This window comes from Streptomyces sp. SAI-135, assembly GCF_029893805.1.
Lineage (GTDB): Bacteria > Actinomycetota > Actinomycetes > Streptomycetales > Streptomycetaceae > Streptomyces.
Window position 1 is genome coordinate 8,051,454 of the sequence record NZ_JARXYP010000002.1, and the last position, 22,221, is coordinate 8,073,674.

At 73.5% G+C, this 22,221-nt stretch carries 23 protein-coding genes; 19 read left to right on the forward strand and 4 right to left on the reverse strand.

Features of this window, described 5'->3' with window-relative positions:
* Window positions 1–15: 15 nt before the first annotated feature.
* Complete coding sequence (locus M2163_RS40845; RefSeq protein WP_280896544.1) at window positions 16–882, reverse strand: CBS domain-containing protein; 867 nt, start codon at window positions 880–882, stop codon at window positions 16–18.
* A 179-nt stretch (window positions 883–1,061) separates the two neighbouring features.
* Here M2163_RS40845 and M2163_RS40850 point away from each other — a divergent pair, with 179 nt between their 5' ends.
* From M2163_RS40850 to M2163_RS40895, 10 genes are all read left to right on the forward strand, one after another.
* Complete coding sequence (locus M2163_RS40850; protein WP_280847826.1) at window positions 1,062–1,511, forward strand: hypothetical protein; 450 nt, start codon at window positions 1,062–1,064, stop codon at window positions 1,509–1,511.
* On the forward strand, window positions 1,508–2,434 hold the full coding sequence (locus M2163_RS40855) for a V-type ATPase subunit (RefSeq protein ID WP_280896545.1): 927 nt from the start codon (window positions 1,508–1,510) through the stop codon (window positions 2,432–2,434). Before M2163_RS40850 ends, M2163_RS40855 begins: the two co-directional genes overlap by 4 nt.
* Window positions 2,418–3,851 (forward strand): V-type ATPase 116kDa subunit family protein, encoded by a 1,434-nt coding sequence (locus M2163_RS40860; protein ID WP_280896546.1) that lies wholly within the window; start codon window positions 2,418–2,420, stop codon window positions 3,849–3,851. The genes M2163_RS40855 and M2163_RS40860 overlap by 17 nt, the downstream gene beginning before the upstream one ends.
* Window positions 3,848–4,273 (forward strand): ATP synthase subunit C, encoded by a 426-nt coding sequence (locus M2163_RS40865; RefSeq protein WP_280896547.1) that lies wholly within the window; start codon window positions 3,848–3,850, stop codon window positions 4,271–4,273. Before M2163_RS40860 ends, M2163_RS40865 begins: the two co-directional genes overlap by 4 nt.
* A 2-nt stretch (window positions 4,274–4,275) precedes the next feature.
* Window positions 4,276–4,497, forward strand: coding sequence for a hypothetical protein (locus M2163_RS40870; RefSeq protein WP_280896548.1), 222 nt, complete (start codon window positions 4,276–4,278; stop codon window positions 4,495–4,497).
* Window positions 4,498–4,603: 106 nt separating this feature from the next.
* Complete coding sequence (locus M2163_RS40875) at window positions 4,604–4,774, forward strand: hypothetical protein (protein ID WP_280896549.1); 171 nt, start codon at window positions 4,604–4,606, stop codon at window positions 4,772–4,774.
* Window positions 4,771–5,298: a V-type ATP synthase subunit E family protein gene (locus M2163_RS40880; RefSeq protein ID WP_280896550.1), complete on the forward strand. Its 528-nt coding sequence runs from the start codon at window positions 4,771–4,773 to the stop codon at window positions 5,296–5,298. Before M2163_RS40875 ends, M2163_RS40880 begins: the two co-directional genes overlap by 4 nt.
* Window positions 5,286–7,034 (forward strand): V-type ATP synthase subunit A, encoded by a 1,749-nt coding sequence (locus tag M2163_RS40885; protein ID WP_280896551.1) that lies wholly within the window; start codon window positions 5,286–5,288, stop codon window positions 7,032–7,034. The genes M2163_RS40880 and M2163_RS40885 overlap by 13 nt, the downstream gene beginning before the upstream one ends.
* Window positions 7,031–8,410: a V-type ATP synthase subunit B gene (locus M2163_RS40890; RefSeq protein WP_280847818.1), complete on the forward strand. Its 1,380-nt coding sequence runs from the start codon at window positions 7,031–7,033 to the stop codon at window positions 8,408–8,410. Before M2163_RS40885 ends, M2163_RS40890 begins: the two co-directional genes overlap by 4 nt.
* 4 nt (window positions 8,411–8,414) lie before the next feature.
* Complete coding sequence (locus M2163_RS40895; RefSeq protein ID WP_280896552.1) at window positions 8,415–9,035, forward strand: V-type ATP synthase subunit D; 621 nt, start codon at window positions 8,415–8,417, stop codon at window positions 9,033–9,035.
* A 496-nt stretch (window positions 9,036–9,531) separates the two neighbouring features.
* On the opposite strand, the gene M2163_RS40900 is transcribed toward M2163_RS40895, so the two are convergent.
* Entirely contained in the window at window positions 9,532–10,233 is a 702-nt protein-coding gene (locus M2163_RS40900) for a response regulator transcription factor (protein WP_280847816.1), read from the reverse strand.
* Window positions 10,234–10,823: 590 nt separating this feature from the next.
* Complete coding sequence (locus M2163_RS40905) at window positions 10,824–11,387, reverse strand: hypothetical protein (RefSeq protein WP_280847815.1); 564 nt, start codon at window positions 11,385–11,387, stop codon at window positions 10,824–10,826.
* A gap of 300 nt (window positions 11,388–11,687) precedes the next feature.
* On the opposite strand from M2163_RS40905, the gene M2163_RS40910 reads away from it, so the two are divergent.
* Together M2163_RS40910 and M2163_RS40915 are read left to right on the forward strand one after the other, a co-directional pair.
* Window positions 11,688–12,686, forward strand: coding sequence for a nitroreductase family protein (locus tag M2163_RS40910; RefSeq protein ID WP_280847814.1), 999 nt, complete (start codon window positions 11,688–11,690; stop codon window positions 12,684–12,686).
* Between the two features lie 31 nt (window positions 12,687–12,717).
* Window positions 12,718–13,599, forward strand: a complete 882-nt coding sequence (locus M2163_RS40915; protein WP_280896553.1) for a universal stress protein — start codon at window positions 12,718–12,720, stop codon at window positions 13,597–13,599.
* Between the two features lie 37 nt (window positions 13,600–13,636).
* On the opposite strand, the gene M2163_RS40920 is transcribed toward M2163_RS40915, so the two are convergent.
* Window positions 13,637–14,089 carry a pyridoxamine 5'-phosphate oxidase family protein gene (locus M2163_RS40920; RefSeq protein ID WP_280847812.1) on the reverse strand — a complete coding sequence of 151 codons (453 nt, stop codon included), beginning with the start codon at window positions 14,087–14,089 and terminating at the stop codon, window positions 13,637–13,639.
* A gap of 558 nt (window positions 14,090–14,647) precedes the next feature.
* On the opposite strand from M2163_RS40920, the gene gap reads away from it, so the two are divergent.
* From gap to M2163_RS40955, 7 genes are all read left to right on the forward strand, one after another.
* Entirely contained in the window at window positions 14,648–15,676 is a 1,029-nt protein-coding gene (gene gap, locus M2163_RS40925) for a type I glyceraldehyde-3-phosphate dehydrogenase (protein ID WP_280896554.1), read from the forward strand.
* 119 nt (window positions 15,677–15,795) lie between these two features.
* Window positions 15,796–17,520 (forward strand): GAF domain-containing protein, encoded by a 1,725-nt coding sequence (locus tag M2163_RS40930; protein WP_280896555.1) that lies wholly within the window; start codon window positions 15,796–15,798, stop codon window positions 17,518–17,520.
* A gap of 443 nt (window positions 17,521–17,963) precedes the next feature.
* Entirely contained in the window at window positions 17,964–18,332 is a 369-nt protein-coding gene (locus tag M2163_RS40935) for a DUF779 domain-containing protein (protein WP_280847809.1), read from the forward strand.
* Between the two features lie 10 nt (window positions 18,333–18,342).
* A complete protein-coding gene (locus tag M2163_RS40940; protein WP_280847808.1) occupies window positions 18,343–19,356 on the forward strand; it encodes a zinc-dependent alcohol dehydrogenase in 1,014 nt (337 codons plus the stop codon).
* 38 nt (window positions 19,357–19,394) lie between these two features.
* Entirely contained in the window at window positions 19,395–20,510 is a 1,116-nt protein-coding gene (locus M2163_RS40945; RefSeq protein ID WP_280896556.1) for an NAD(P) transhydrogenase subunit alpha, read from the forward strand.
* Window positions 20,507–20,821: an NAD(P) transhydrogenase subunit alpha gene (locus M2163_RS40950; RefSeq protein WP_280896557.1), complete on the forward strand. Its 315-nt coding sequence runs from the start codon at window positions 20,507–20,509 to the stop codon at window positions 20,819–20,821. Before M2163_RS40945 ends, M2163_RS40950 begins: the two co-directional genes overlap by 4 nt.
* The gene (locus M2163_RS40955; protein ID WP_280896558.1) at window positions 20,818–22,221 is read left to right on the forward strand and encodes an NAD(P)(+) transhydrogenase (Re/Si-specific) subunit beta; all 1,404 of its coding nucleotides are present in this window, start codon (window positions 20,818–20,820) and stop codon (window positions 22,219–22,221) included. The genes M2163_RS40950 and M2163_RS40955 overlap by 4 nt, the downstream gene beginning before the upstream one ends.

Sequence of the window (22,221 nt, forward strand, 5' to 3'; positions counted from 1 at the left end):
TCTCATCGGCGGGCCTCAGCGGGCGACAAGGTGGTCGTCCACCTCGTACACGTCGGGGATCGCCGCCACTTCCGAGGTCAGCCGCGGTATCAGCTTCCGGTCGAGGCTGCCGGTGAGCGTGACGGTGCCGTTGCGGACGTGCACCTCCACGTCGCCCGGGTCGATGCCCAGCCGGTTCGGTATGACGTGGGAGACGATCTCCTCACGGATCGCCTGGTCGTCCCGGATCAGGGCGTGCAGCAGCTCGGCACGGCTGACGACTCCCACGAGCCGGTTGCGGTGATCGGTCACGAAGATCTGGCGGATCCGGGAGCGGGCGGCCGTGCGGGCCGCCTCCGCCACGGGCGTCCAGGGGCGGACGGTGAGGGCCGGAGCCGACATCAGGGCGTCCGCCGTGTCGCCCGTCTCACCGTCGTTCCGGTGGCGCCCGAGCAGCCTGGACAGCGCGCGGGAGTGTCCGCCGGGGGCCGCCAGGTCACTGGCCCGGGCGAGCAGATCGGACTCCGCGATCACGCCCAGGACGTGCTGGGTGCCGTCCACCACGGGGACGGCACCGATCTGCTGGCGGGCCAGCATCCGGGCGACGTCCAGGAACGGAGTGTCGGCCGGGACGCCGGTGACGGAGCGCTTCATGACGTGCCGCACCTGCAGGTCGGCGATCGTGGCCGCCCGGGAGGCGGGTGGCGACACCGCCGTGTCCCGGCCGGACGCGGCGGTGGCCGGCTCCGCGGCCGCCTGTGCCGCGTGTGAGGCGACGGCCTGGAGGTAGCGCACCATCATGGTCTGACGGAACTCCTCGGCCGGTTTCGGCGCGTACAGGGGTACCGCGTGACGTGCCTCGGCGGACGCGGCCGCGCCTTCCCGCGCGTCTCGGTCATTCATGGCTACCTCCCGCGGTGCGCGGAACATGACCCCTGAGCCCACTCTCCCGCCACCACGGCCGGGGGCACAGGGCCGTCCGGCCCCCTTTCGCAGGTCGAACGGCCTCTGTGGCCGGTCAGGCCCCGTCCCTAACGTGAAGACAGGAGACGTGAAGGCACTGTGGCGACACGGAGGTGCCCATGCCCGCGCTGCGCGAGTTCCTCGCACGCTGGCGACCGTCAGCCCCACCCGGCCGGGCGGCCGGCGGAGCCGTGCCCGCGGACCGGACCGCCGAACTCACCGCCGAACTCGAGCCCACCCTCGCCCTGCTGGACGGCACCGCCGTCGAAGCCGCGGCCATCCGCGAGGACGCCGGCCGCAGGGCCGACGAGCGCCGCCGCGTCGCGGCCGACGAGGCCGCCCGGACCGTGCGCACAGCCCGGGCACGCGCCCTGCGGGTCAGGAGCGAGACCGCGGCCCGGCTCCGCGCGCAGGCGGTCACCGACGCCCGACGCGAGGACGCGGCGGCGCGGCGCGCCGTTCGGGACCTGAGAGAAAGGGCACGCGCGCGCACCCCGGAGCTGACGGCACGCATGGTGGCCCGGGTGGCGAGGGACCTCGGGGCCGAGCCGGGGCGGGAGGCGCCATGAGCGCCGGCTGGGTCGCCGGGGCCACCCGGGCCAGGGCGATGGCAGCCGCGCGCGCCGGACCCCGGGCGGCACGGGAACTGGCGACGGCACCGAGCCTGTCCGAAGCCCTGCGCCACCTGGCGAACACCGTCTATCGTCGCGGGCTCGACGTCACGGCAGGCCCCGGCCAGGCCCAACGGGCCGTCTCGGACGCCCTGCTGTGGCAACTGCGGGTACTCGCCGGATGGCAGCCGGGTCCCGGTGCCGCTGCCGTACGCCTGCTGGCCTCCGGGTTCGAGATCGCCAACACCCGGGACCGGCTGCGCTCCCTGGCCGGCGCCCCGCAGCCCCCTCCCTACCGGCTCGGAGCGCTGGCGACCGCCTGGCCACGGCTGTCCCGAGCCGCTTCCCCGGCCCAGGTGCGGGCCGTCCTGGCCGCCTCCGCGTGGGGCGACCCGGGATCCGGCACCCCCGGGGCCCTGCTCACCGGGATGAGGCTGTCGGCGGCCGCCCGCACCGCGGCACACGTACCCGTGGCCGCCCACTGGGCCGCCGGTGAGGCCGCGCTGGTGACGGCCCGCGAGGTCCATCTGACCGGGCACCGGCTGACCGGGACGGCCCGGCAGGACGCCGTACGCCTGCTCGGCACGGCCGCCGTCGGGGCGTCCGCCTTCAAGGAGTTCCGGGCCAGGCTGCCGGCGTCCGCCCGCTGGGCGCTGGAGGGCGTCGAGGAGCCGAAGGACCTGTGGCGTGCCGAGGCCCGCTGGTGGCCGTCGGTGGAGCGGGACGCGGCGTCGATGCTGGCAGGAGCGCGGTTCGACCTGTCGCCCGTCGTCGGCGCGGCCGCCGCCCTGGGCGCCGACGCCTGGCGCGTGCGCGCCGCACTGGAGTGTGCCGCGCAGGGCGGCCGTGCCCTGGAGGACTTCGATGAACTCATGGGCTGACTCCCTGACCCCGGACCGTATGCGGCGGGTGGCCGTGGTCGCGCCTGCCGACGCCCTGCGCGACACCCTCGTACAGGTCGCCGACGCGGGCTGCGTCGAACTCGACCTGCCCGAGGGCCCCGCCGCCTCCGGCCCCGCGGCCCGGCACCTTCAGTCGCTGGGCACCACCCGCGAGCCCGCCGTGCTGTCCCCGGCGGAACCCGATCTGGACACCCTGCGTCGCGAGGGACGCACCGGCCTTCTGGCGGGCGAGGCAGAGCTGGAGAGGTGCCGCGAGGCGGCGGTCCGCCGAGGGAGCGCCGCCGCACTCGCCGGATGGTGTCCTGCGGCGGAACTGCCCCGGCTCGCCGCGCGGCTGGCGGACGCCGGTGGCGCCGTGGTCCCGCTGCGCGCGCCCGGGGGCGTCGACCCTCCGACCCGGTTGTCCGACACCGGCACCGTGCGTCGCTCTCTGGTCCCCCTGGTACGCACCTACGGCACCGTGCCGTACGCCGACGTCGATCCCACCGTGCCCGCCGGTGTCGCCTACGTCGTCATGTTCGGGATGATGTTCGGCGACGCGGGCCACGGCCTCCTGCTCCTGCTCGCTGCGCTGCTGCTGCGCTCGGGCCGGCCGAGGCGCCTCGCGTTCCTGCGCCCCCTGTGGCCCTTCCTGGCCGGGGCGGGCGCGGCGAGCGTCCTCGCCGGAATCGCCTACGGGGAGTTCTTCGGCCCCACCGGCGTGCTGCCGGTGCTGTGGCTGGACCCGCTGGAGGCGCCCATGCGGCTGCTGGCGTGGGCGATAGGCCTCGGCGCGGTCCTGCTGGTCCTGGCCTACGGAACCGGCATCGTCAACCGATGGCGGGAGGGCGGCCCGGGGAAAGCCCTGTACGCGGCGTCCGGAGTCGCGGGAGCCACCGTCTTCCTCGGCTTCGCCGGGCTCGCGGCCGGAGTGGCCCTGCACCTGCCGCCGGTCGTGGTGAGCGGCTCGGTCCTCGCTCTCGCCGGCCTGGGCCTCGTCGCCACCGGACTGCTCGCGACGACCGGAGGAGGCGCCGCGGGCGCCCTGCAGACCGGCGTCCAGCTCTTCGACGTGGTGATCCGCATCGGCTCCAACACGGTCTCCTTCGCCCGGCTGGCCGCGTTCGGGCTCACTCACGCCGCCCTGGGCGGCATCGTCTGGCAGGGCACCACCGCCCTGACCGGCGCCGGGGCCGTGCCCCTGCTCGCCGGGCTCCTGCTCTTCCTCGCCGGCAACGCGCTGGCCTTCGCCCTCGAGGCACTGGTGGCCAGCGTGCAGGCGCTGAGGCTTGAGTTCTACGAACTGTTCTCCCGCGTCTTCGACGCGCAGGGGCGCCCCTTCCGCCCCTGGCACATACCCACCCTGACCTGCGACGGAAAGGTATCCGCAGCCCACGGCACGGAGGTGACATCATGATCGTCTGGTTGCTCGCACTACCGGTGCTGGTCGCGGCGTTCGCCGGGACCCGTCGGCTGCTGCGTCACCACGGTCCGGCCGTGCTGCGGTCGGTCCTGGCGGCGGACGCGGCACTGTTCACCGGAGCCCTCGTGCTCCTGCTGGTCGCCCTGAGCGGCGGCCCGGCCTCCGCGGACACCGCCACCACGGCGGCCGCGGAGAGTTCCGGCTCAGGGTCCGCGGCCCTGATCGGCGCCGCCATAGCGGTCGCCGGCGCTTCCATCGGCGCGGCGATCGCCGTCGCCTACACGGGCGCCGCGGCCCTCGCCGCGCTGAGCGAGCGGCCCGAGCTGTTCGGCCGGGCCATGGTCATCGTCGGCCTCGCGGAAGGCATCGCCATCTACGGACTGGTCGTCGCCATCATCCTGATCGGGAAGACCTAGCCATGGCGCACATCGCAGCGATCGGGGAACGGCAGCGGGTCATCGGGCTGGCGGCCGTCGGTGTCGCGGTCTTTCCCGCCCCGGACCCGGCAGCGGTGCGCGCCGCCTGGCACGCCCTCCCGGCGGGCGTCGGCCTGGTGATCCTCACACCCACGGCGGCCGACGCGCTCGGCCCGCAGACCGCCCCGGGGGACGATCGGCTGATCGCGGTGATGCCGTCATGAGGGCCCGGCCGCCCGCCGGGTCCACGGCGCCCCTCGCCGTGTCCGCCGGGGAGGACCCCGGCCCGGTGACCGCCGCACCCGGTGATTCTCCGAAGGTGGTGCTGTCATGAGAACCTCCCCACCCGCCGGGGCCACCGCGGCGCTCGCACCGGTGCGAGCCCGGCTCCTCCGGGACGCCAGGGCTGACGCGGGGGCCCTGCTGGTTGCTGCCGCCGGGGACGGCCTCGGTCCGGTGACCGCCGCGACCGGTGAGTCTTCGAAGGTGGTGCGGTCATGAGAACCTCCCCACCCGCCGGGGCCATCGCGGCGCTCGCACCGGTGCGAGCGCGGCTCCTCCGGGACGCCAGGGCTGACGCGGAGGCCCTGCTGGTCGCTGCCGCCGGGGACGCCGAGGCCCTGTCCGGGGACGCCGAGGCACAGGCCGCGGAGATCCTCGCCGAGGCCCGTGCACAGGGCGCCGCCGACGCCGAGGCCGCCCGCCGCGCGATCCGCGCCCGAGCGCGCAGGACCGCCCGCGCCCGGGAACTCGCGGCCCGTCGCGAGTGCTGGGAGGAACTGAGCCGACAGGTCGTGCGAGGCGTCGAGGAACTGCGCAACAGCCACGCTTACCCGGACCTGCGCCGACGACTGGCCCTCCGGGCCCGGCAACTGCTCGGCCCGGACGCCCGGATCCGCGAGGCACCCGGCGGAGGAGTCGTCGGCGCGGCCCGGGGCCGCCGGGTCGACCTCAGCCTCGCCGCCCTCGCCCGGCAGGCCCTCGACCGGCACGGCGCGGAACTGGAGGAACTGTGGACACCCTGACGCACGTCTCGTACGGCACCGGCCGCATCCTGCGGGTCACCGGGCCGCTCGTCGAGGCCGAAGGCGTGAGCGGCAGCGCCATGTACGACCTGGTCGCGCTCGGCGAGTCCGGGCTGCCCGGCGAGATCGTCGCCATCCGGGACGCCGTCGTCACCGTGCAGGCGTACGAGTACACCGGCGGCCTCGCGCCCGGCATGCCGGTGCGGGCGCTCGGCCACCCCCTGTCCGCGACCCTCGGCCCCGGACTGCTGGGCGGGATCTTCGACGGACTGCTGCGTCCGCTGCCCGCCGCCGGGGCGTGGCTGGAGCCGGGCGCCATCGACCGGGGGTCGGGGACGGAGCCGCCGATGTGGACGTTCACGCCCCGGGTCGCGGAAGGCGACGAGGTCGCCCCGGGGGAGAGCCTCGGCGAGATCGAGGACGCGGGGCCGGTGCGCCTTCGGGTCCTGGTGCCTCCCGGCTGCGCGGGACGGGTGGAGAACATCGTCGGACCGGGCCGGCACTCCGAGGACACCGTCGTCGCGACCGTGGCGGGCACACCGATCGGCATGACGAGCCGCTGGCCCGTCCGTGTCCCACGCCCGGTGCGTGAGCGCCGGGACACCGGCCTGCCGCTGCGCACCGGCCAGCGCGTCATCGACCTGCTCTTCCCCGTGGCGCTGGGCAGCACCGTCGCCGTCCCCGGCGGCTTCGGCACCGGCAAGACCGTCCTGCTCCAGCAGATCGCCAAGTGGTGCGACGCCGACGTCATCGTCTACGTCGGCTGCGGGGAGCGGGGCAACGAGATGGCCGACGTCATCGACGAGTTCACCGCCCTCACCGACCCGCGCACCGGCGGGCGCCTCGCCGACCGGACCGTGATCGTCGCCAACACCTCCAACATGCCGCTGATGGCCAGGGAGGCGAGCGTCCACTCCGGTGTCACCGTCGCCGAGTACTTCCGCGACATGGGCCTGGACGTCGTCGTCATCGCCGACTCCACCTCGCGCTGGGCCGAGGCACTGCGCGAGTTCGCCTCCCGGACCGGCGCGCTGCCCGCCGAGGAGGGCTACCCCGCGGGCCTGGCCTCGGCGATCGCCGCGTTCTACGAGCGGGCGGGAGCGGTGACCACGCTCGGCGGCGGCACCGGTTCCGTCACCGTCGTCGGTGCGGTGTCCCCGCCCGGCGGCGACATGGCCGAACCGGTCACCGCCCACACCCAGCGCTTCGTCCGCTGCCTGTGGACTCTCGACCGCGACCTCGCCTACGCCCGCCACTACCCGGCCGTGTCCTGGGCCGAGTCCTTCTCCCGGGACGCCGACACGCTGGGCACCCACCACGCCGCCACCGACGACCCGGATTGGCCGGCCCGCCGGGACCGGGTGGCCGGTCTGCTCGCCGAGGCCGACCGGCTCGCCGACCTGGTCGACCTGCTCGGTATCGGAGCGCTGCCCGCACAGGAACGCGTCAGCGTTCTGGGCGGCCGCCTGGTGCGCGAGGGGGTGCTCCAGCAGAGCGCGCTGTCCGCACGGGACGCCTACAGCGGCGCGGAGAAGAGCGCGGCGCTGGCCGAAGCGGTCCTCGCCGTCGTCGACCGCTGCCGCGAACTCGTCGGCCGGGGCGTGCCGGCGGCGCGGATCGAGCAGGTCGACTTCGCGCCCGTGCTCCGCGCCCGTGAGGAAGCGGGCCCGGAGGACGCCGCGACCGTACGGAGCCTGTGCGAGACCATGGTGGCCCGGCTGGGGGAGCTGACATGAGCACCCACGTGGAGTACACCTCGGTGCGGGAACTGAGCGGTCCGCTCGCGGTCGTCGACAAGGTCGAAGGCGTCGGCTGGGACGAGTTCGTGCTGCTCACCCCCGACTCCGGTGCACAGCGGCACGGACTCGTCCTGGAGGTCGACCGCGGTACCGCCGTCGTCCAGGTCCTGGAGGGCACCGCCGGCCTGGACCCGGAGCGGCTGAGCGCCGCCTTCACGGGATCGCCGTTGCGCGTCCCCGTCGGCCCCGGCTGGCTGGGCCGGGTCTGCAACGGCCGCGGCGAGCCGCTCGACGGGGGACCGCCCGTCTTCGGCTCCGCCGCCTCCGCGGTCGGCGGCCGTCCCGTCAACCCGGTGCGCCGCGATCCGCCCGCCGAACCGGTGCTCACCGGGATCAGCGCGGTCGACGCCCTGACCACGCTCGTCCGCGGCCAGAAGCTTCCGGTGTTCTCGGCGGCGGGTCTTCCGCACCTGGAGCTGGCCGCCCAGATCGCGGCCCAGGCGACGGTCGGCGGGGAGCCGTTCTGCGTCGTCTTCGCCGCCATGGGGGTGACCCACGCGGACGCCGGATTCGTACGGAACGCGCTGGAGGAGCGGTCCGCGGCGGGCGAGCTGGTGCTCCTGCTCAACACCGCCGACGACCCCGTCATCGAACGCATCCTCACCCCTCGTATCGCCCTCACCGTCGCCGAGCACCTCGCCTTCGCGGAGGGCCGCCACGTCCTGGTCGTGATGACGGACATGACGAGCTACGCCGAGGCGCTGCGCGAGGTGTCCGCGGCCCGCGGCGAGATTCCCGCCCGCCGGGCCTACCCCGGCTACCTGTACAGCGATCTGGCTTCGCTGTACGAGCGCTGCGGGCGGCTGCGCGGCCTGCCGGGCTCCGTCACGGTGCTGCCGGTGCTCACCATGCCCGCCGGCGACATCACCCACCCCGTGCCGGACCTGACCGGATACATCACCGAGGGCCAGATCGTGCTGTCCCGTCAGATGCACGCGCGAGGCGTCTATCCGCCGGTGGACGCGCTGTCCTCGCTGTCCCGTCTGATGCGCAAGGGAGCGGGGTCCGGCCGCACGCGCCCCGACCATCTCGACGTGGCGGCACAGCTGCTGTCCGCACTCGCCCGGGCACGCCAGGTCAGGGAACTCGCCGACCTCGTCGGACAGGCGGCGCTCAGCCCGGCCGACCGGTGCTCCCTGGACTTCGAGGACGCCTTCGCGCGGGGGCTCGTCGACCAGGGGCGGGACGAACTGCGCACCCTGGACCAGACGCTGGAGCGCGCGTGGCAGGTGCTGCTGACGCTGCCCCGCGGTCAACTGACCATGCTCCCAGCCGAGTTGCTCGACGCCCGCCAGGTGCCGGAGAGCGGGTGATCGCATGGCCGAACTGCGCGTACCCCCCGGCAGGGCCGGTCGGCTCAAGCTGCGCCGCGGCCTGGAGGTGGCGCGCCGCGGGGCCGACCTGCTCGACCGGAAACTGCGCGTGCTGCACACCCGCCACGAGGAGTTGCTGCGCGCCGAGCACGTCGCGCGTAACACGTGGCACACGCGACTCGCGGAGGCGGAGTCCTGGCAGCGGCGCGGCCTGCTCCTCACGGGCGAGGAGTCTCTCGGCACGACGGCGCCGAGGTCTCCCGCGGAACTCGAGGTCACCTGGACGTCGACCATGGGGGTACGCCATCCCCGTACCGCCTCGTGCGCCGTGCCGGAGCCCGACCCGGACGAACCGGCGCCCGCGAACACCGCGCTGTTCCACGCGGAGGGCGCCTACGCGAGCGCGGTGCGCGCGGCCGCCGAGTACGCGGCCGCCGGTGCCGCGGCCCGTGCCGTGGGCGACGAACTGCTCAGCACCCGGCGGCGGGTGCGGGCGCTGCGGCGGCACTGGATTCCGCGGCTGGAGACGGCGCTCGCCCGTGTCGAGGCGGGCCTGGAACAGAACGAGCACGAGGACGCGGTCCGCAGGAAGTGGGTGGCGGACTTCTCGGCGCGGGACAGCTGACGCCACTGCGGGGTGGTCGCTGTCCTCGGCCGGAGCAGCACAGGGCGGGAAGGGCTCATCCGCTTCTCGCGGATCCTGATTGCGCGGTGCGCACCCCGAAGGCGCTTCCCCGCGTCTCCCGGCGAGCCCTTCCCGCCACGTCCAGCACACCACTTCGGCCGCTCGTCCACCAGGGCCGACCGGTCCCCATTTCGTGGGGCCGCGGGGCCACCTGGGCGTCAGTAGGGGAGGGGACGCCCCGAGGGCGTGCGCAGGTCCTGGGGCTCCGGTCGGCGCGGAGTGCGGGGAAGCCTGGTCTGCTGTATCCGCCTCATGATCGCCGCCTCCTCGGACTCGGTGCGCGGTGCTCCGCTCGAATCCGGAGCAGCGTGCGCCAAGAAGTCTTCTCCGCGCCCGCTTCCCCCGCATGAGGCCGAAGACCCCGGATCACGGGTCGGGCGGCCCTGCCGTGCGGGCCGACCGGCCCTCTCCTGCCCGCGTTCGCAGGTGCGCCCTGTCAGTGCGCGGGCCGGTCGTCCCTCTCCGGCTGGTCCAGGTGGGAGGCGAGGACGGCGGCCTGGACGCGGCGCTGGACACCGAGTTTGGCCAGGAGGCGGGAGATGTGGTTCTTGACGGTCTTCTCGGAGAGGTAGAGGCGCTTGCCGATCTCTCGGTTGGTGAGACCGTCGCCGATCAGGCCGAGGATCTCGCGTTCGCGAGGTGACAGGGCCGCGATCTCGGGGGCGGTCTGCGGTGCCTGAGCGGGTTCGGTGCGCAGGGAGCGCATCAGGCGTGCGGTGGTCGCGGGGTCCAGCAGGGACTGGCCGGAGGCGACCGTGCGGACCGCCGAGACCAGGTCGGAGCCCCGGATCTGCTTGAGGACATAGCCCGAGGCCCCGGCCATGATGGCGTCGAGGAGGGCGTCCTCGTCGTCGAACGAGGTCAGCATCAGACAGGCCAGCTCCGGCATCTGGCTGCGCAGTTCGCGGCAGACGGTGATGCCGTCGCCGTCGGGCAGGCGGACGTCGAGCACGGCCACGTGCGGGCGTACGGCGGGCGCGCGCAGGAGGGCGTGTCGGGTGTCGGCGGCGTCGCCGACCACGCTGATGTCGTCCTCGGCGTCCAGCAGATCGGCCACACCACGGCGTACGACCTCGTGGTCGTCCAGCAGGAAGACCCGGATCGGATCCTGAGCGCTGAAGGTACGTACGTCTGTCATCTGGACTCCCTCGCTCCCGTGAGCCGCAGCGGTGGGCCGCCTGCCCCCGCCGTCATCGCGCCGGACCCGGTCCGAAGGGACCACCCGGTTTCGTACGCACGTCCAGTGTGCCCGTCAGAGAGCGTGCAGCACGCGCGAGGCGCACCACGAAGGGGCGGGGTGCCGGCCTCGGACGCTCTGCGCTAAGGGCCTGCCCCGGACGCCGTCGGCGGACCGGGCGGCGGCCCTCCGCGAGTTCGCACATCCGCGCCCGGTAGGCGGCGGCGTCGATCCGGCCGTGCAGCCGCTGTGCCACCAGCCGCTTCTCCGTCGCCCCCGGCCCGCGTCCACGTCGCAGCCGTGAGGTCCCGTGGCGGGACGCGCACAAGCGGGCGGTGTCGTACAACGCGCCCGCGAGGATCAACAGGTGCAGGAATGCGGCCAGGACGACCATGGCAACCGCCCTACGGGATGCGGCGCCGCACGCCACGGCGCGCTCACCGTCAGCCTCCAAGACCTGCCGGGCCTTGGGCAGAGGCCGACCGGGCCCACCGCCGGGCCGGGAGGCTCTCGACTTCGCCGCGAAGAGCGCACTCGCCCGTGAGCAGTGCTCAACCGGTCCGATGTCCCCAGCGGGGGCCGATCAGGTCCCACTCCTCGCCCCACCGGTCCAGGCGGCGACGGTCCAGTCCCCGGCGCACGACGCTCCCCGCTCCCCACACGACGCCCGAGAGCGCGAAGGCGGACGCCGCCCCCAGCAGCGCGGACTCCACGGACGCCTCGGTCCGGCTCGGCGGTGCGGTGGCCAGGCCGCCCTGGGGGCCGGTCCACACCCCGACCTCGGCTCCGGCCCGCAGACCCGATTCCACGAGGGCCTTGTCCTTGTGCACGGACCCGTCCGGTGCCGTCCAGCGGACCGCGGCCAGGACGCGGTAGCTGTGGGCGGTGGCCCGCGGGGTGTCGGACAGGAGCACGGCCCTGACCGCAGTCCGTTCGGCGCGCTGCCGCGCGAAGACCTCGTCCGCCGCCTGAGCCGTCAGGACACCGGCGACCGTGCCGCCCACGGCGACGAGTACCCAGACGGCCAGCACGAGCCACGCCTCCAGCACGTCGTCGTGCCGCCGCAGCGGGTTGCCGCGCCACCGCCACAGCCACTTGCTCGTACGCCCGGCCATGGGTCCGCACCTCTTTCCCCATCGTCACTGTCGTCCTTCAGGAAGGTGACAGCCGGTGACCGTGTCCGGCAGGGGCCGGTCAGGGGTCGTCACAGGGGCCGTCGGGGTCACGTCGCGCGTCCGGCAGGGCCGTTCGGCCCGGTCCAGGTCGGCGGGCCGGCCGTCCCGGCCTGCCGGGCGCTTATGCGGTACCCCGGTCGGCCTCGGGCGAGGGACCATCGACCCCCTCACCGCGCCCCGCCTGCTGCCCCACCCTCGAAGCACAGGACTCGTCCGACGCTCGTGCGGGAGGAGGGCATCATGCGCATCGCATCTCTCGACGCCACGACCCTGGAGGCCTGTCTGTCGGCCGCCGTGGCGGCGCCTTCGTTCTTCAACAGCCAGCCCTGGCGCTATCGGCTGGACCCGGACACGGTCACCCTGGAGGTGCGCGCCGCCCCGGAACGGAGCCTGCGCCACGCCGACCCCGTCGGCCGAGCCCTGCACCTGTCGGTGGGCGCGTCCGTCTTCAACCTCCGGGTCGCCGCACTCCACTTCGGCTGGTCACCCGTGGTACGCCTGCTGCCCAGGCCCGAGGACCCCGGTCTGCTCGCGATGGTCCGCATGACGGCCCCCGTCCACCGCAACGCCGGGAAGTTCCGCGCCGACCTCTATCCGGCCGTCTGGCGCAGGCACAGCAGCCGTATGCCCTTCTCCGACCGTCCGGTCCCCTCGGCGGTCCGCGCCGAGCTCGCCGAGGCCGCGCACACGGAGGGTGCCCTGCTCACCTTCCCCGAGCACACCGAGACGGTCCGTCTTCTGCGGGTGGCCGCCGAGGCCGAGCACCGCAGCCGTACCGACACGGAGCGCGGCATGGAGAGCCGCCGCTGGCTGCACCCGGACGAGGACGCGGCCGCCGACATAGGTCTGCCGGCGGCGGCACTCGGACCGCAGGACGCGCGCGAGCAGATCCCGATGCGGGACTTCACCGCGCAGCGGCATCCCGAACGGCTGCCCGCCCAGGCCTTCGAGACCACCCCGGTCATCGCTCTGCTCACGACCGAACACGACCGGCGCACCGACTGGCTGCGTGCCGGAGAGTCGCTCGAACACGTGCTGCTGGTGGCCACGGCGAACGGCCTGTGCGCGTCCCTGCTGCACCAGCCCATGGAATGGCCCGACCTGCGCCTGGATCTCAACCCCGCGCCCGACCACACCGGCCATGCCCAGATGCTGATCCGCCTCGGCTACGGCCCCCAGGGCCCCGCCACTCCACGGCGGGCACCGCACCTGGTGTCGGAACCGTGGACGACACCGTGATGATGCCGACGACGACTTGGGAGGAAGCTTCATGCCCGGCATCGTCATGGTCGGCCTGGACGGTTCACCCGAGAGCGTCGCCGCCGCGCAGTGGGCGGCCGACGACGCCCTCTCCCGTGCGGCCCCGCTGTGTCTCGTGCACGCCGGGGACCAACCGCCTTACGACTACGTGCCGTTCGCGGGTGAAGCCGTCGCGCCGCCCGACGCGGACCGCGCCGCCCACATGCTGCGCGAGATCGCGGCAGTCCTCGCGTACCGCCGGCCCGGCCTGCACCTCACGACGGCCCGGCTCTCCGGCCGGCCCGCGGCTGCGCTGACCGAGGCCGCCCGCGGGGCGGAGCTGCTGGTCCTCGGGTCGCGGGGCCTCGGCCGGGCCGCCGGGTACCTGCTCGGCTCCGTGGCGTCGGCCGTGCTGGCGCGTGCCGAGCGGCCGGTCGTCCTCGTCCGGGCCACTGCGGGACAACGGCCGCACCCTGGGGGGACCGCGGCCCCGCCCGGCCCGCGCCGAGACGTGGTCCTCGGCCTCGACCTGCGCGACCGCCCCGCCGAAACGGTTCTGGAGTTCGCCTTCGACATGGCCGCTCGCCGTCGGACCGGCCTGAGAGTGCTCCACGGCTGGAGCTCGTCCGGCGCGCCGGACGACGGGGGCCGTCAGATGCCGCAGACCGGAGCGGGCGAGGCGCTCGCCGACGCGCTGTGGCCCTGGCGGGAGAAGTTCCCCCGGGTCGAGGTGGCCGTGGAGACCGTGGTCGGCACCGCCGGGTCCCACCTGGTGGACGCCTCCCGGGAGGCGGTGCTCGTCGTTGTCGGCCGCAGGCGCCGGCCCGCGCTGCTCGGCCCGCACATCGGCCCGGTGACCCACCAGGTGCTCCGTGCGGCGCTCTCACCGGTGGCTGTCGTGACCCACGACTGACCCGCACACCGAGCACATGACCGCAGCCGGCGACGGATCAGCTGTCGACCGGGGTCAGGCGGATGCCCGTGACCAGATCCGGCCGGATACGCACCGCGTAGTCCATGGTCTGCTCCACCCAGGGCCGAAGCAGCGCCCGGAACCGGTCCAGCTCGTCCGGGTCGGTGACCAGGTGGGCGTAGCCCGTGACCACCACGCTCCAGCCGAGGTGCGTGTCCGGGTCGATGGCGTCGGCCTCGTACACCACGACGACCCCGGGGTCCTCCGCCCGCCGGGCGTGTGACGTCAGGGCCGCGCCGGCCTGGGTCCGGATCACGATGTCCCCGTCGACCAGGACGTGGTTGACGGGGCGGATCGCCGGCAGCGCGTGCTGGGTGAAACCGATCCGCCCGAAGGAGACGCCGCCCAGGAGCCGCAGTGCCTCGACGCTGCCGAGCCCGATGGTTCGGCGGGGTTCGGCCTGGCCGGGCTGGGCGTTGCCGGAACTCATGAAGGATTCCGTGGTGGTGTACGGGGAGCGTGCGTCTGTTCCATGGTCAGAACATTGGAGCCGGTCGAGGCCGACGGCGACAGGGCCGGTCGGCCCTGATCCGGTGCCCGCCCGGCCCTCCGTTCCGGGCCGGCCGAGCGCGTACGCCGACCGGCCGGTCATGACGCCGGGTGCCACCCGAGAAGCCCCTCGCCCCGTCAGCCCTGCTGTTCGTCCGCCGGGCCGCCCCGCCACGGAGGCGGGTCGGCGCTCCCGCGGGAGGCGTCCTGGCGGTGCGTCATGCACTCCCCAGTCGGCCGCGCAGCCGGTCGGTGAGCTCGACAGCGCGTCAGGTGATCTCCTGCTCGTCCACGTCGCCCTCGGCCCGCACCCCGACAGGCTCCGCGACGGGGCCGACGGCCCCGGTGCCCTTGGAGGCTCTCCGGTCAGGATCTTGAGGTCCGGCGGACCCCGTGGGGCCGGACGTCCCCCGGTGCACCCCGTACGGCCCAAGCCCTGCCGCGATCGGCCGCAGGAGACTGGCGGGGAAACGGACACCGACCGGGGAGGACGACGAACATGAGCGTGCGCGTGGGAATCAACGGCTTCGGCCGTATCGGACGCAACTACCTGCGTCTGGTGCTGGAGCGCGCGGAGAAGGAAACCGGCACACCGGTCGAGGTCGTGGCGGTCAACGACATCACCTCGCCGGCCGCACTGGCCCATCTGCTGGCCTACGACTCGACGTACGGCCGCCTCGGCCGCCCCGTCGAGCACGACGACGACTCCATCACCGTCGACGGACACCGCATCGCGGTCACGGCCGAGCGCGATCCGGCCGCGCTGGCCTGGGGCGACCTCGGTGTCGACATAGTGATCGAGTCCACGGGCCGCTTCCGGACCCGTGAGCAGGCCGGAGCGCATCTGAAGGGCGGAGCGCGCAAGGTGCTGCTGTCCGTGCCGGGCAAGGGCGTCGACGCCACGCTGGTGATGGGCGTCAACGAGGGAACGTACGACCCCGAGCGCGACCACGTGGTCTCCAACGCCTCCTGCACCACCAACTGCGTGGCCCCCATGGTCAAGGTGCTCGACGAGCACTTCGGCCTGGTCAAGGGGCTGATGACGACCATCCACGGCTACACCAACGACCAGGTCGTCCTGGACGGCCCGCACAAGGACCTGCGGCGCGGCCGCAGTGCCGCCGTCAACATCATCCCCACGTCCACCGGGGCCGCCCGGGCGGTCGGCCTGGTGCTGCCGGAGCTCGCGGGCACTCTGGACGGGATCGCCGTGCGGGTCCCCGTCGAGGACGGGTCGCTGACCGACCTGAGCGTGGTGCTGGAACGCCCGGTGACCGTGGACGAGGTCAACGCCGCCTTCCGGGAGGCCGCCGACGGTCCGCTGAAGGGCGTGCTGCGGGTCTCCGACGCCCCCATCGTCTCGCGGGACGTCGTGGGCGACCCGGCCTCGTGCGTCTTCGACGCCCCTCTGACCCAGGCGCACGGAGAACTCGTCAAGGTCTTCGGCTGGTACGACAATGAGTGGGGCTACACCAACCGGCTCCTCGATCTGACGCAGTTCGTCGCCGCGCGGCTGCCGCGCGGCTGACCGACGGGGCCACCCGGGCGACACCCGGCCACCTGCCCCTGTATCGCCCGGTGCCCGGGACCATTACCTTGGCATTTGACGGCACGGGGGGCCGGCGCAGGGGATCTGGAGGTTCGCAGGTGGGTGGCTCGGAGGGAACCGGGGAGGCCCGTGTCGGGCTGCCGCAGCTGAGGCTGGACGAGCTGTTGGAGGAGCTGCAGGCCCGTCTGGACGCGGCCCGCGGCACTCGTGACCGGGTGCACAGCCTTCTGGAGGCGGTGCTCTCGGTCGGCCGCGAACTGGATCTGGAGCAGGCGCTGCACAGCATCGTCGAGGCGGCCGCCGCGCTGGTGGACGCGCAATACGCGGCCCTCGGCGTGATCGGCCCCGACGGGAAACGGCTCTCCGCCTTCCACACCGTCGGGGTCACCGAGGAGCAGATCGCGGAGATCGGACCGTATCCGGAGGGGCACGGCATCCTCGGGGAGCTCATCCGCCACCCCGAGCCCCTGCGGCTGAGCAAGCTCTCCGACCACTCCGCTTCCTATGGCTTCCCGCCCCACCACCCGCCGATGAACACCTTCCTCGGCGTCCCGATCCGGGTGCGTGAGCAGGTCTTCGGCAACCTGTACCTGACGGAGAAGCGGGGCGGCGCGCAGTTCGACGAGGAGGACGAGGCTGTGCTGTCCACGTTGGCGGTGGCCGCCGGTGTGGCCATCGACAACGCGCGCCTGTACGAGGACTCCCGGCTGCGTGAGCGCTGGCTGCGGGCCAACGCGGAGATCACCCACCGTCTGATGTCCGGCGCCGCTCACACGGAGGTGCTGCGGCTGATCGCGGACCGGGCCCGGGAGAACACCGGTGCCGCCCTCGCGCTGGTCGCGGCACCCATGGGCGACACCGACTCGCTCACCGTGGAACTGGCCGTGGGACAGGGGGCCGACGCGCACCGCGGGCTCGTGCTTCCCGTGACGAGCAGTCTCATCGGCCACGCTTTCGCCTCCGCGTCTCCGGTCACCAGCGCCGATGCCTCCACCGACGAGCGGGTCGCGGGTGCCGCGGAGCGTTTCGGCGGGCTGGGTCCGGCGGTCGCGGTGCCGATCGGTTCGGGCACGGAAGGGGTGCGCGGGGTCGTTCTGCTGGTGCGGGAGACCGGCCGGACGCCGTTCACCGACAAGGAGATCGAGCCCTTGCGGGGCTTCGCCGCGCAGGCCGCGGTCGCGATGGAGCTGGCGGAGCGCCGCCAGGACGCCGAGGAGATCGCGGTGCTCAAGGACCGCGACCGGATCGCCCGTGATCTGCACGACCTGGCCATCCAGCGGCTCTTCGCCACCGGGATGACGTTGCAGAGCGCCGGCCGTCTGATCGAGCACGCCGAGGCCTCGGAGCGGGTCGTGCGCGCGGTGGACGACCTGGACGAGACCATCAAGATCATCAGGTCCACGATCTTCGGGCTGCGCTCGCGCGAGGGCGGGGCCGGGTCGGGACTGCGGGCCCGGGCGGTCCGGGTGGTCGGCGAGGCGGCTACGGTGCTGGGCTTCGCTCCCAGCATCCGGATGGAGGGCCTGGTCGACACGGACGTGCCCCGGGAGATCGCCGACGACGTGATCGCCGTGCTCTCCGAGGCGCTGACCAACGTGGCCCGCCACGCGCGCGCCGGCCGCGCGGACGTCGTCCTGGAGACCGACGGGCGTGAGGTTCGGCTGACCGTGTCCGACGACGGAGTGGGCATCCCGGCCGAGGGCCGCCGCAGCGGGCTGCGCAACCTCGCCGACCGCGCCGAGGGGTACGGCGGTGACCTGACCATCGACTGTCCCGCGACGGGCGGCACGACGCTGGTGTGGCGGGTCCCGGTAACCGACTGACCCCGTCGCCCAACAGGGGTCCTGTGGCCGCGTCTTACGGCCGGGTGGCCCATCGCGCTCCTTCGTGCGCCCGACGACCCTGGAAGGTGAGCCCCCCGCAGCCTGCCGGGTCCAGGAGGCCCTGGCGCGGGGCCGTCCAGGCCTCTGCGGACCACGCCGGTGCGTGGGTGAGCGGTCGGCGGAAGGTGCACGGGAGGTGCCATGGATGCTTTCCCCCCTGCCTCGGACGCGGACCCGCGCACCGCACACGAGCGGCGCGCGGCCCCGCCCGTGGTCGTCGGCGACGACGACTTCCTGGACCTCGTACGTCGAGTTCGGCGTCAAGGAGGGCGCCGAACTCGCGAGGACGGGAACTCCCCGCCGATCTCGGCCCGGTGGCCGCCGATCAGTACCCAAGCCGCTGGGACCGTTCTGGTCCCGCCCCTTCGAAGGAGTGCACCGACATGCCCGCGAAGCTGCACAACGGCACCGTCGGGCGCGTCACCGCCACCCGGGCGGCGCGCAGGGCGATCGCGGCCCTGCACACCGCCCACGGCGGGCCGGTGATGTTCGTCCAGTCCGCCGGCTGCTGCGACGGAAGCGAGCCGAGGTGCTTCCCGGCCGGCGAGTTCGCCCTGGGCGACGGCGACATGCTCGTCGGCGTGGTGGACAACTGCACCTTCCACATGAACGCCGACCAGTACGAGGCCCTCGGCCGCCCCGTCTTCGTCCTCGACGTCGAAACGGGCACGCCGGGCGGCTGCTCCCTGGCGGCCGGAGACGGGCGGCGTTTCGTGACCCGGATCAAAACACCCCGGAACGGCAACAGTTGAGGAGCGGACCATGAAGGCAGCAGTCGTCACCGACTTCGGCAAGCCCCTGGAGATCCAGGACCTGCCGGTCCCGGAGCCCGGCCCCGGCCAGGTGCTCGTCAAGATGGCGGCCTCCGGGCTCTGCCACACCGACATCCACGCCGCCCACGGCGACTGGCCGGTCAAGCCGCGGCCGCCGTTCGTCCCCGGTCACGAGGGCGTGGGCGCCGTCCAGGACGTCGGACCCGGGGTCTCCCGGGACCTCGTCGGCGAGCGGGTCGCGATCCCGTGGCTCGGCTCCTCCTGCGGCACCTGCCGCTTCTGCGTCTCCGGCTGGGAGACCCTGTGCGAGTCGCAGGTCAACTCCGGCTACTCGGTGGACGGTTGTCACGCGGAGTACGCCGTCGCGAACGCGGGCGCCGTGGTCAGGGTGCCCGAAGGTGTCCCCTCCTTCGACGCGGCACCGCTGACCTGCGCGGGCGTCACCACCTACAAGGCCATCAAGGTCGCGCGGGTGACCCCGGCCGAACGCGTCGCCGTCTTCGGTGTCGGTGGTCTCGGCCACCTGGCCCTGCAGTACGCGCGTCTGGTCGGGGCCTTCGTCACTGCCGTCGACCTGGAGCCGGACAAGCTGGGCCTGGCCCACCGACTGGGAGCCGACCAGATCGTCAACGCACGCACCCACGACCCGGTCGAGGAGATCAGGAACGCCGGCGGCGCGGACGTGGCCGTGGTGCTGGCCGCGGCGCCCAAGGCGTTCGAGCAGGCCTACAGGTCCCTCAACCGCGGCGGACGCCTGGTCATGGTCGCGCTGCCCGCGGACGACGCGGCGATCAAGGTGCCGATCTTCGAGACCGTCCTCGGCGGCATCTCCGTCATCGGCTCCATCGTCGGCACCCGCCAGGACCTGACCGAGGTGTTCGCCCTGCACGCCGCCGGACGCACCCAGGTCATCGCCGAACCCCGGCGCCTGGACCAGGTGAACGAATCCTTCGACGAGGTCCTCGGCGGACGGGCCGAGGCACGGCTCGTCTTCGAGTTCTGAGACCCGCACCCGGGTCCTGCCGAGAGAGGCAGCAGATCATGGCAGACGTCACCGTAGCCGCCGTACGGGAAAGGGCACCCGGCGAACGCCGGGTCGCCCTGGTCCCCGAGGCAGTCACCCTCCTGCGCCGCGCCGGGATCGACGTGCTCGTCGAGACCGGGGCCGGCTCCGGCGCCTGGTTCACGGACGCCGACTACACCTCCGTAGGAGCGAGCGTGGTGGCACCGGACGAGTTGTACGCACGGGCGGACGCCGTGCTGTGCGTGGGACCGCCCGATGCGGAGACCGCCCGGGCGCTGCGCGCCGGACAGACCCTGATCGGACTGCTCGGACCGCTGCGGCAGCCCGCCCTGGTGCAGGACCTACACCGGCGCGGGGTGCGCACGGTCAGCCTCGATCTGCTGCCCCGCACCCTCAGCCGCGCCCAGTCCATGGACGCGCTGACCTCCCAGGCGAACATCGCCGGCTACAAGGCGGCCCTGCTCGCGGCCGACTCCTACGACCGCTTCTTCCCGATGCTGACCACCGCGGCGGGCACCATGCGCCCGGCGCAGGTCCTCGTCCTCGGCGCCGGAGTGGCGGGGCTGCAGGCCATCGCCACGGCCCGCCGCCTCGGCGCCGTCGTCACGGCGTACGACCTACGCCCCGAATCGCGAGGGGAGGTGGAGTCACTGGGTGCCCGGTTCCTCGACGTCCAGAGCCCTCAAGAAGAGGATCCGGGCACCGAACGCGGTGGCTATGCGCAGGAGTTGACCGTGGCGGAGCAGAAGGTCCAACGGGCGGCGCTGGAGGAGCACATCGCCCGGTCCGACATCGTCGTCACCACCGCCCAGGTGCCGGGACGCCGGCCGCCGCTCCTGGTCAGCGGCGCCGTCCTGGCGCGGATGCGGTCCGGCGCGGTCGTCGTCGACCTCGCCGCGAGCGAACTCGGCGGGAACGTCGAGGGCTCCGAGCCCGACAAGACGGACGTGCTGGCAGGCGGAGTCACCGTCATCGGCGCCGGACACCTGCCGTCCGCGATGGCCACCGCCGCCTCCACCGCGTACGCCCGCAACCTCGTCGCCCTGCTGCGCCATCTGGTGCGCGACGGCGAACTCGTCCTCGACCCGGCCGACGAGATCACCGGGGCCCTGATGGGAGGAACGTCATCATGAACGACCTGGATCTCCTCACCGCGATCACCGTGTTCGTGCTGAGCGTCCTCGTCGGCATCGAGGTCATCAGCAAGGTGCCCGCGACGCTGCACACCCCGCTGATGTCCGGTTCCAACTCGGTGCACGGCATCGTCGTCATCGGCGCGATGCTGATCGCGGCCGAGTCGGACACCTGGCTCGGCTACGGCCTGGCCTTCGTGGCCATGGTGTTCGGCGCGACGAACGTCGTCGGAGGCTACGTCGTCACGGACCGGATGCTGGAGATGTTCAAGGCCAAGCCGCCCACCGGAAAGGAGGTGCGACCGTCATGAACGTCTCCGACACCGTCCACTACGTCTTTCTCGCCGCGGCGGCCTGCTTCGTGATCGGCCTGCACCTGATGAACCACCCGCGCACGGCCCGCCGGGGCAACACGCTCTCGGCCGGGGCGATGACCGTCGCGATCGCCGCCACGGTGTGGCTGGTGGCCGACGAAGGCACGATCAGCCGGGCCGGCTGGTTCGTGCTCGCCTCGGGCGGACTCGTCGGCGCGGCCCTCGGGCTCTACGCCGCCCGCGAGGTCAGGATGACCGCCATGCCCCAACTGGTCAGCCTCTTCAACGCCGTCGGCGGCGGGGCGGCCGCGCTGATCGCTGTGAACGACCTGCTCCGGATCGAGAACGCGGGCGCACGGGTCTCGCTGCCGGGCGCCCTGGACATCGTCATCGGCGCGGTGACCTTCTCCGGGTCGCTGGTCGCCGCCGGGAAGCTCCAGGGGCTGGTGTCGGGGGCGCCGGTCGTCTTCCCGGGAGCACGCTCGCTGAACGTGCTGCTGCCCGTCTCCTTCGTCGCCGGTTCCGTCTGGCTGGTCCTTGCCCCGGACTCCCGTACGGCGCTGTACGGGCTGGTGGCCGTGGCCCTCCTGTTCGGCGTGACGCTGGTGCTGCCCATCGGCGGCGCCGACATGCCGGTCGTCATAGCCCTGCTGAACGCCTTCACCGGCTCGGCGGTCGCGATGGCGGGCTTCGTCCTGAACGAGACCGCGCTGATCGTCGCGGGCATGCTCGTCAGCTCCTCGGGCGGCATCCTGACCAAGCTGATGGCCGACGCCATGAACCGCTCGATCGCGGGGATCATGGTCGGCGGCTTCGGTACCGGCGACAGCGCCCCGGCGGCGGCCGGCTCCGGTGCTCCGGCGCGGGTGCGGCCCGTCTCCGCGGACGACGTGGCCGTCCAGCTGGCCTACGCGAGCAAGGTCGTCTTCGTCCCCGGCTACGGCCTCGCCGCCGCCCAGGCCCAGCACGAACTGGGCGACCTGGCCAAGCTGCTGACCGACCACGGCATCGACGTCAGCTACGCCGTCCACCCCGTCGCCGGCCGGATGCCCGGGCACATGAACGTGCTGCTCGCCGAGGCGAACGTGCCGTACACGCAGCTGAAGGAGATGGACGAGATCAACCCGGAGTTCCCGCAGGCCGACGTCGCCCTGGTGATCGGTGCCAACGACGTGACCAACCCGATCGCCCGCCGCCCCGGCAACGCCATCTCCGGTATGCCGATCCTGGACGTCGACAAGGCCAGGAGCGTGGTGGTCATCAAGCGGTCGATGGGCCACGGCTACGCGGGCGTCGACAACGAGCTCTACACCGATCCGAAGACCGGCATGTTCTTCACCGACGCGAAGAAGGGGCTGAGCGAACTGAAGGCGGCCGTCTCGGAGTTCGTCGGCTGA

Excerpts from the sequence above, each read along its gene's own strand:
- M2163_RS40900 (WP_280847816.1), bottom strand. The coding sequence starts at position 10,233 with ATGACAGACGTACGTACCTTCAGCGCTCAGGATCCGATCCGGGTCTTC.
- M2163_RS40910 (WP_280847814.1), top strand. The coding sequence starts at position 11,688 with ATGCGCATCGCATCTCTCGACGCCACGACCCTGGAGGCCTGTCTGTCG.
- M2163_RS40915 (WP_280896553.1), top strand. The coding sequence starts at position 12,718 with ATGCCCGGCATCGTCATGGTCGGCCTGGACGGTTCACCCGAGAGCGTC.
- M2163_RS40935 (WP_280847809.1), top strand. The coding sequence starts at position 17,964 with ATGCCCGCGAAGCTGCACAACGGCACCGTCGGGCGCGTCACCGCCACC.
- M2163_RS40890 (WP_280847818.1), top strand. The coding sequence starts at position 7,031 with ATGAGCACCCACGTGGAGTACACCTCGGTGCGGGAACTGAGCGGTCCG.
- M2163_RS40905 (WP_280847815.1), bottom strand. The coding sequence starts at position 11,387 with ATGGCCGGGCGTACGAGCAAGTGGCTGTGGCGGTGGCGCGGCAACCCG.
- M2163_RS40920 (WP_280847812.1), bottom strand. The coding sequence starts at position 14,089 with ATGAGTTCCGGCAACGCCCAGCCCGGCCAGGCCGAACCCCGCCGAACC.
- gap (WP_280896554.1), top strand. The coding sequence starts at position 14,648 with ATGAGCGTGCGCGTGGGAATCAACGGCTTCGGCCGTATCGGACGCAAC.
- M2163_RS40845 (WP_280896544.1), bottom strand. The coding sequence starts at position 882 with ATGAATGACCGAGACGCGCGGGAAGGCGCGGCCGCGTCCGCCGAGGCA.
- M2163_RS40870 (WP_280896548.1), top strand. The coding sequence starts at position 4,276 with ATGGCGCACATCGCAGCGATCGGGGAACGGCAGCGGGTCATCGGGCTG.
- M2163_RS40860 (WP_280896546.1), top strand. The coding sequence starts at position 2,418 with ATGAACTCATGGGCTGACTCCCTGACCCCGGACCGTATGCGGCGGGTG.
- M2163_RS40895 (WP_280896552.1), top strand. The coding sequence starts at position 8,415 with ATGGCCGAACTGCGCGTACCCCCCGGCAGGGCCGGTCGGCTCAAGCTG.
- M2163_RS40880 (WP_280896550.1), top strand. The coding sequence starts at position 4,771 with ATGAGAACCTCCCCACCCGCCGGGGCCATCGCGGCGCTCGCACCGGTG.
- M2163_RS40955 (WP_280896558.1), top strand. The coding sequence starts at position 20,818 with ATGAACGTCTCCGACACCGTCCACTACGTCTTTCTCGCCGCGGCGGCC.
- M2163_RS40945 (WP_280896556.1), top strand. The coding sequence starts at position 19,395 with ATGGCAGACGTCACCGTAGCCGCCGTACGGGAAAGGGCACCCGGCGAA.
- M2163_RS40875 (WP_280896549.1), top strand. The coding sequence starts at position 4,604 with ATGAGAACCTCCCCACCCGCCGGGGCCACCGCGGCGCTCGCACCGGTG.
- M2163_RS40950 (WP_280896557.1), top strand. The coding sequence starts at position 20,507 with ATGAACGACCTGGATCTCCTCACCGCGATCACCGTGTTCGTGCTGAGC.
- M2163_RS40940 (WP_280847808.1), top strand. The coding sequence starts at position 18,343 with ATGAAGGCAGCAGTCGTCACCGACTTCGGCAAGCCCCTGGAGATCCAG.
- M2163_RS40850 (WP_280847826.1), top strand. The coding sequence starts at position 1,062 with ATGCCCGCGCTGCGCGAGTTCCTCGCACGCTGGCGACCGTCAGCCCCA.
- M2163_RS40865 (WP_280896547.1), top strand. The coding sequence starts at position 3,848 with ATGATCGTCTGGTTGCTCGCACTACCGGTGCTGGTCGCGGCGTTCGCC.
- M2163_RS40855 (WP_280896545.1), top strand. The coding sequence starts at position 1,508 with ATGAGCGCCGGCTGGGTCGCCGGGGCCACCCGGGCCAGGGCGATGGCA.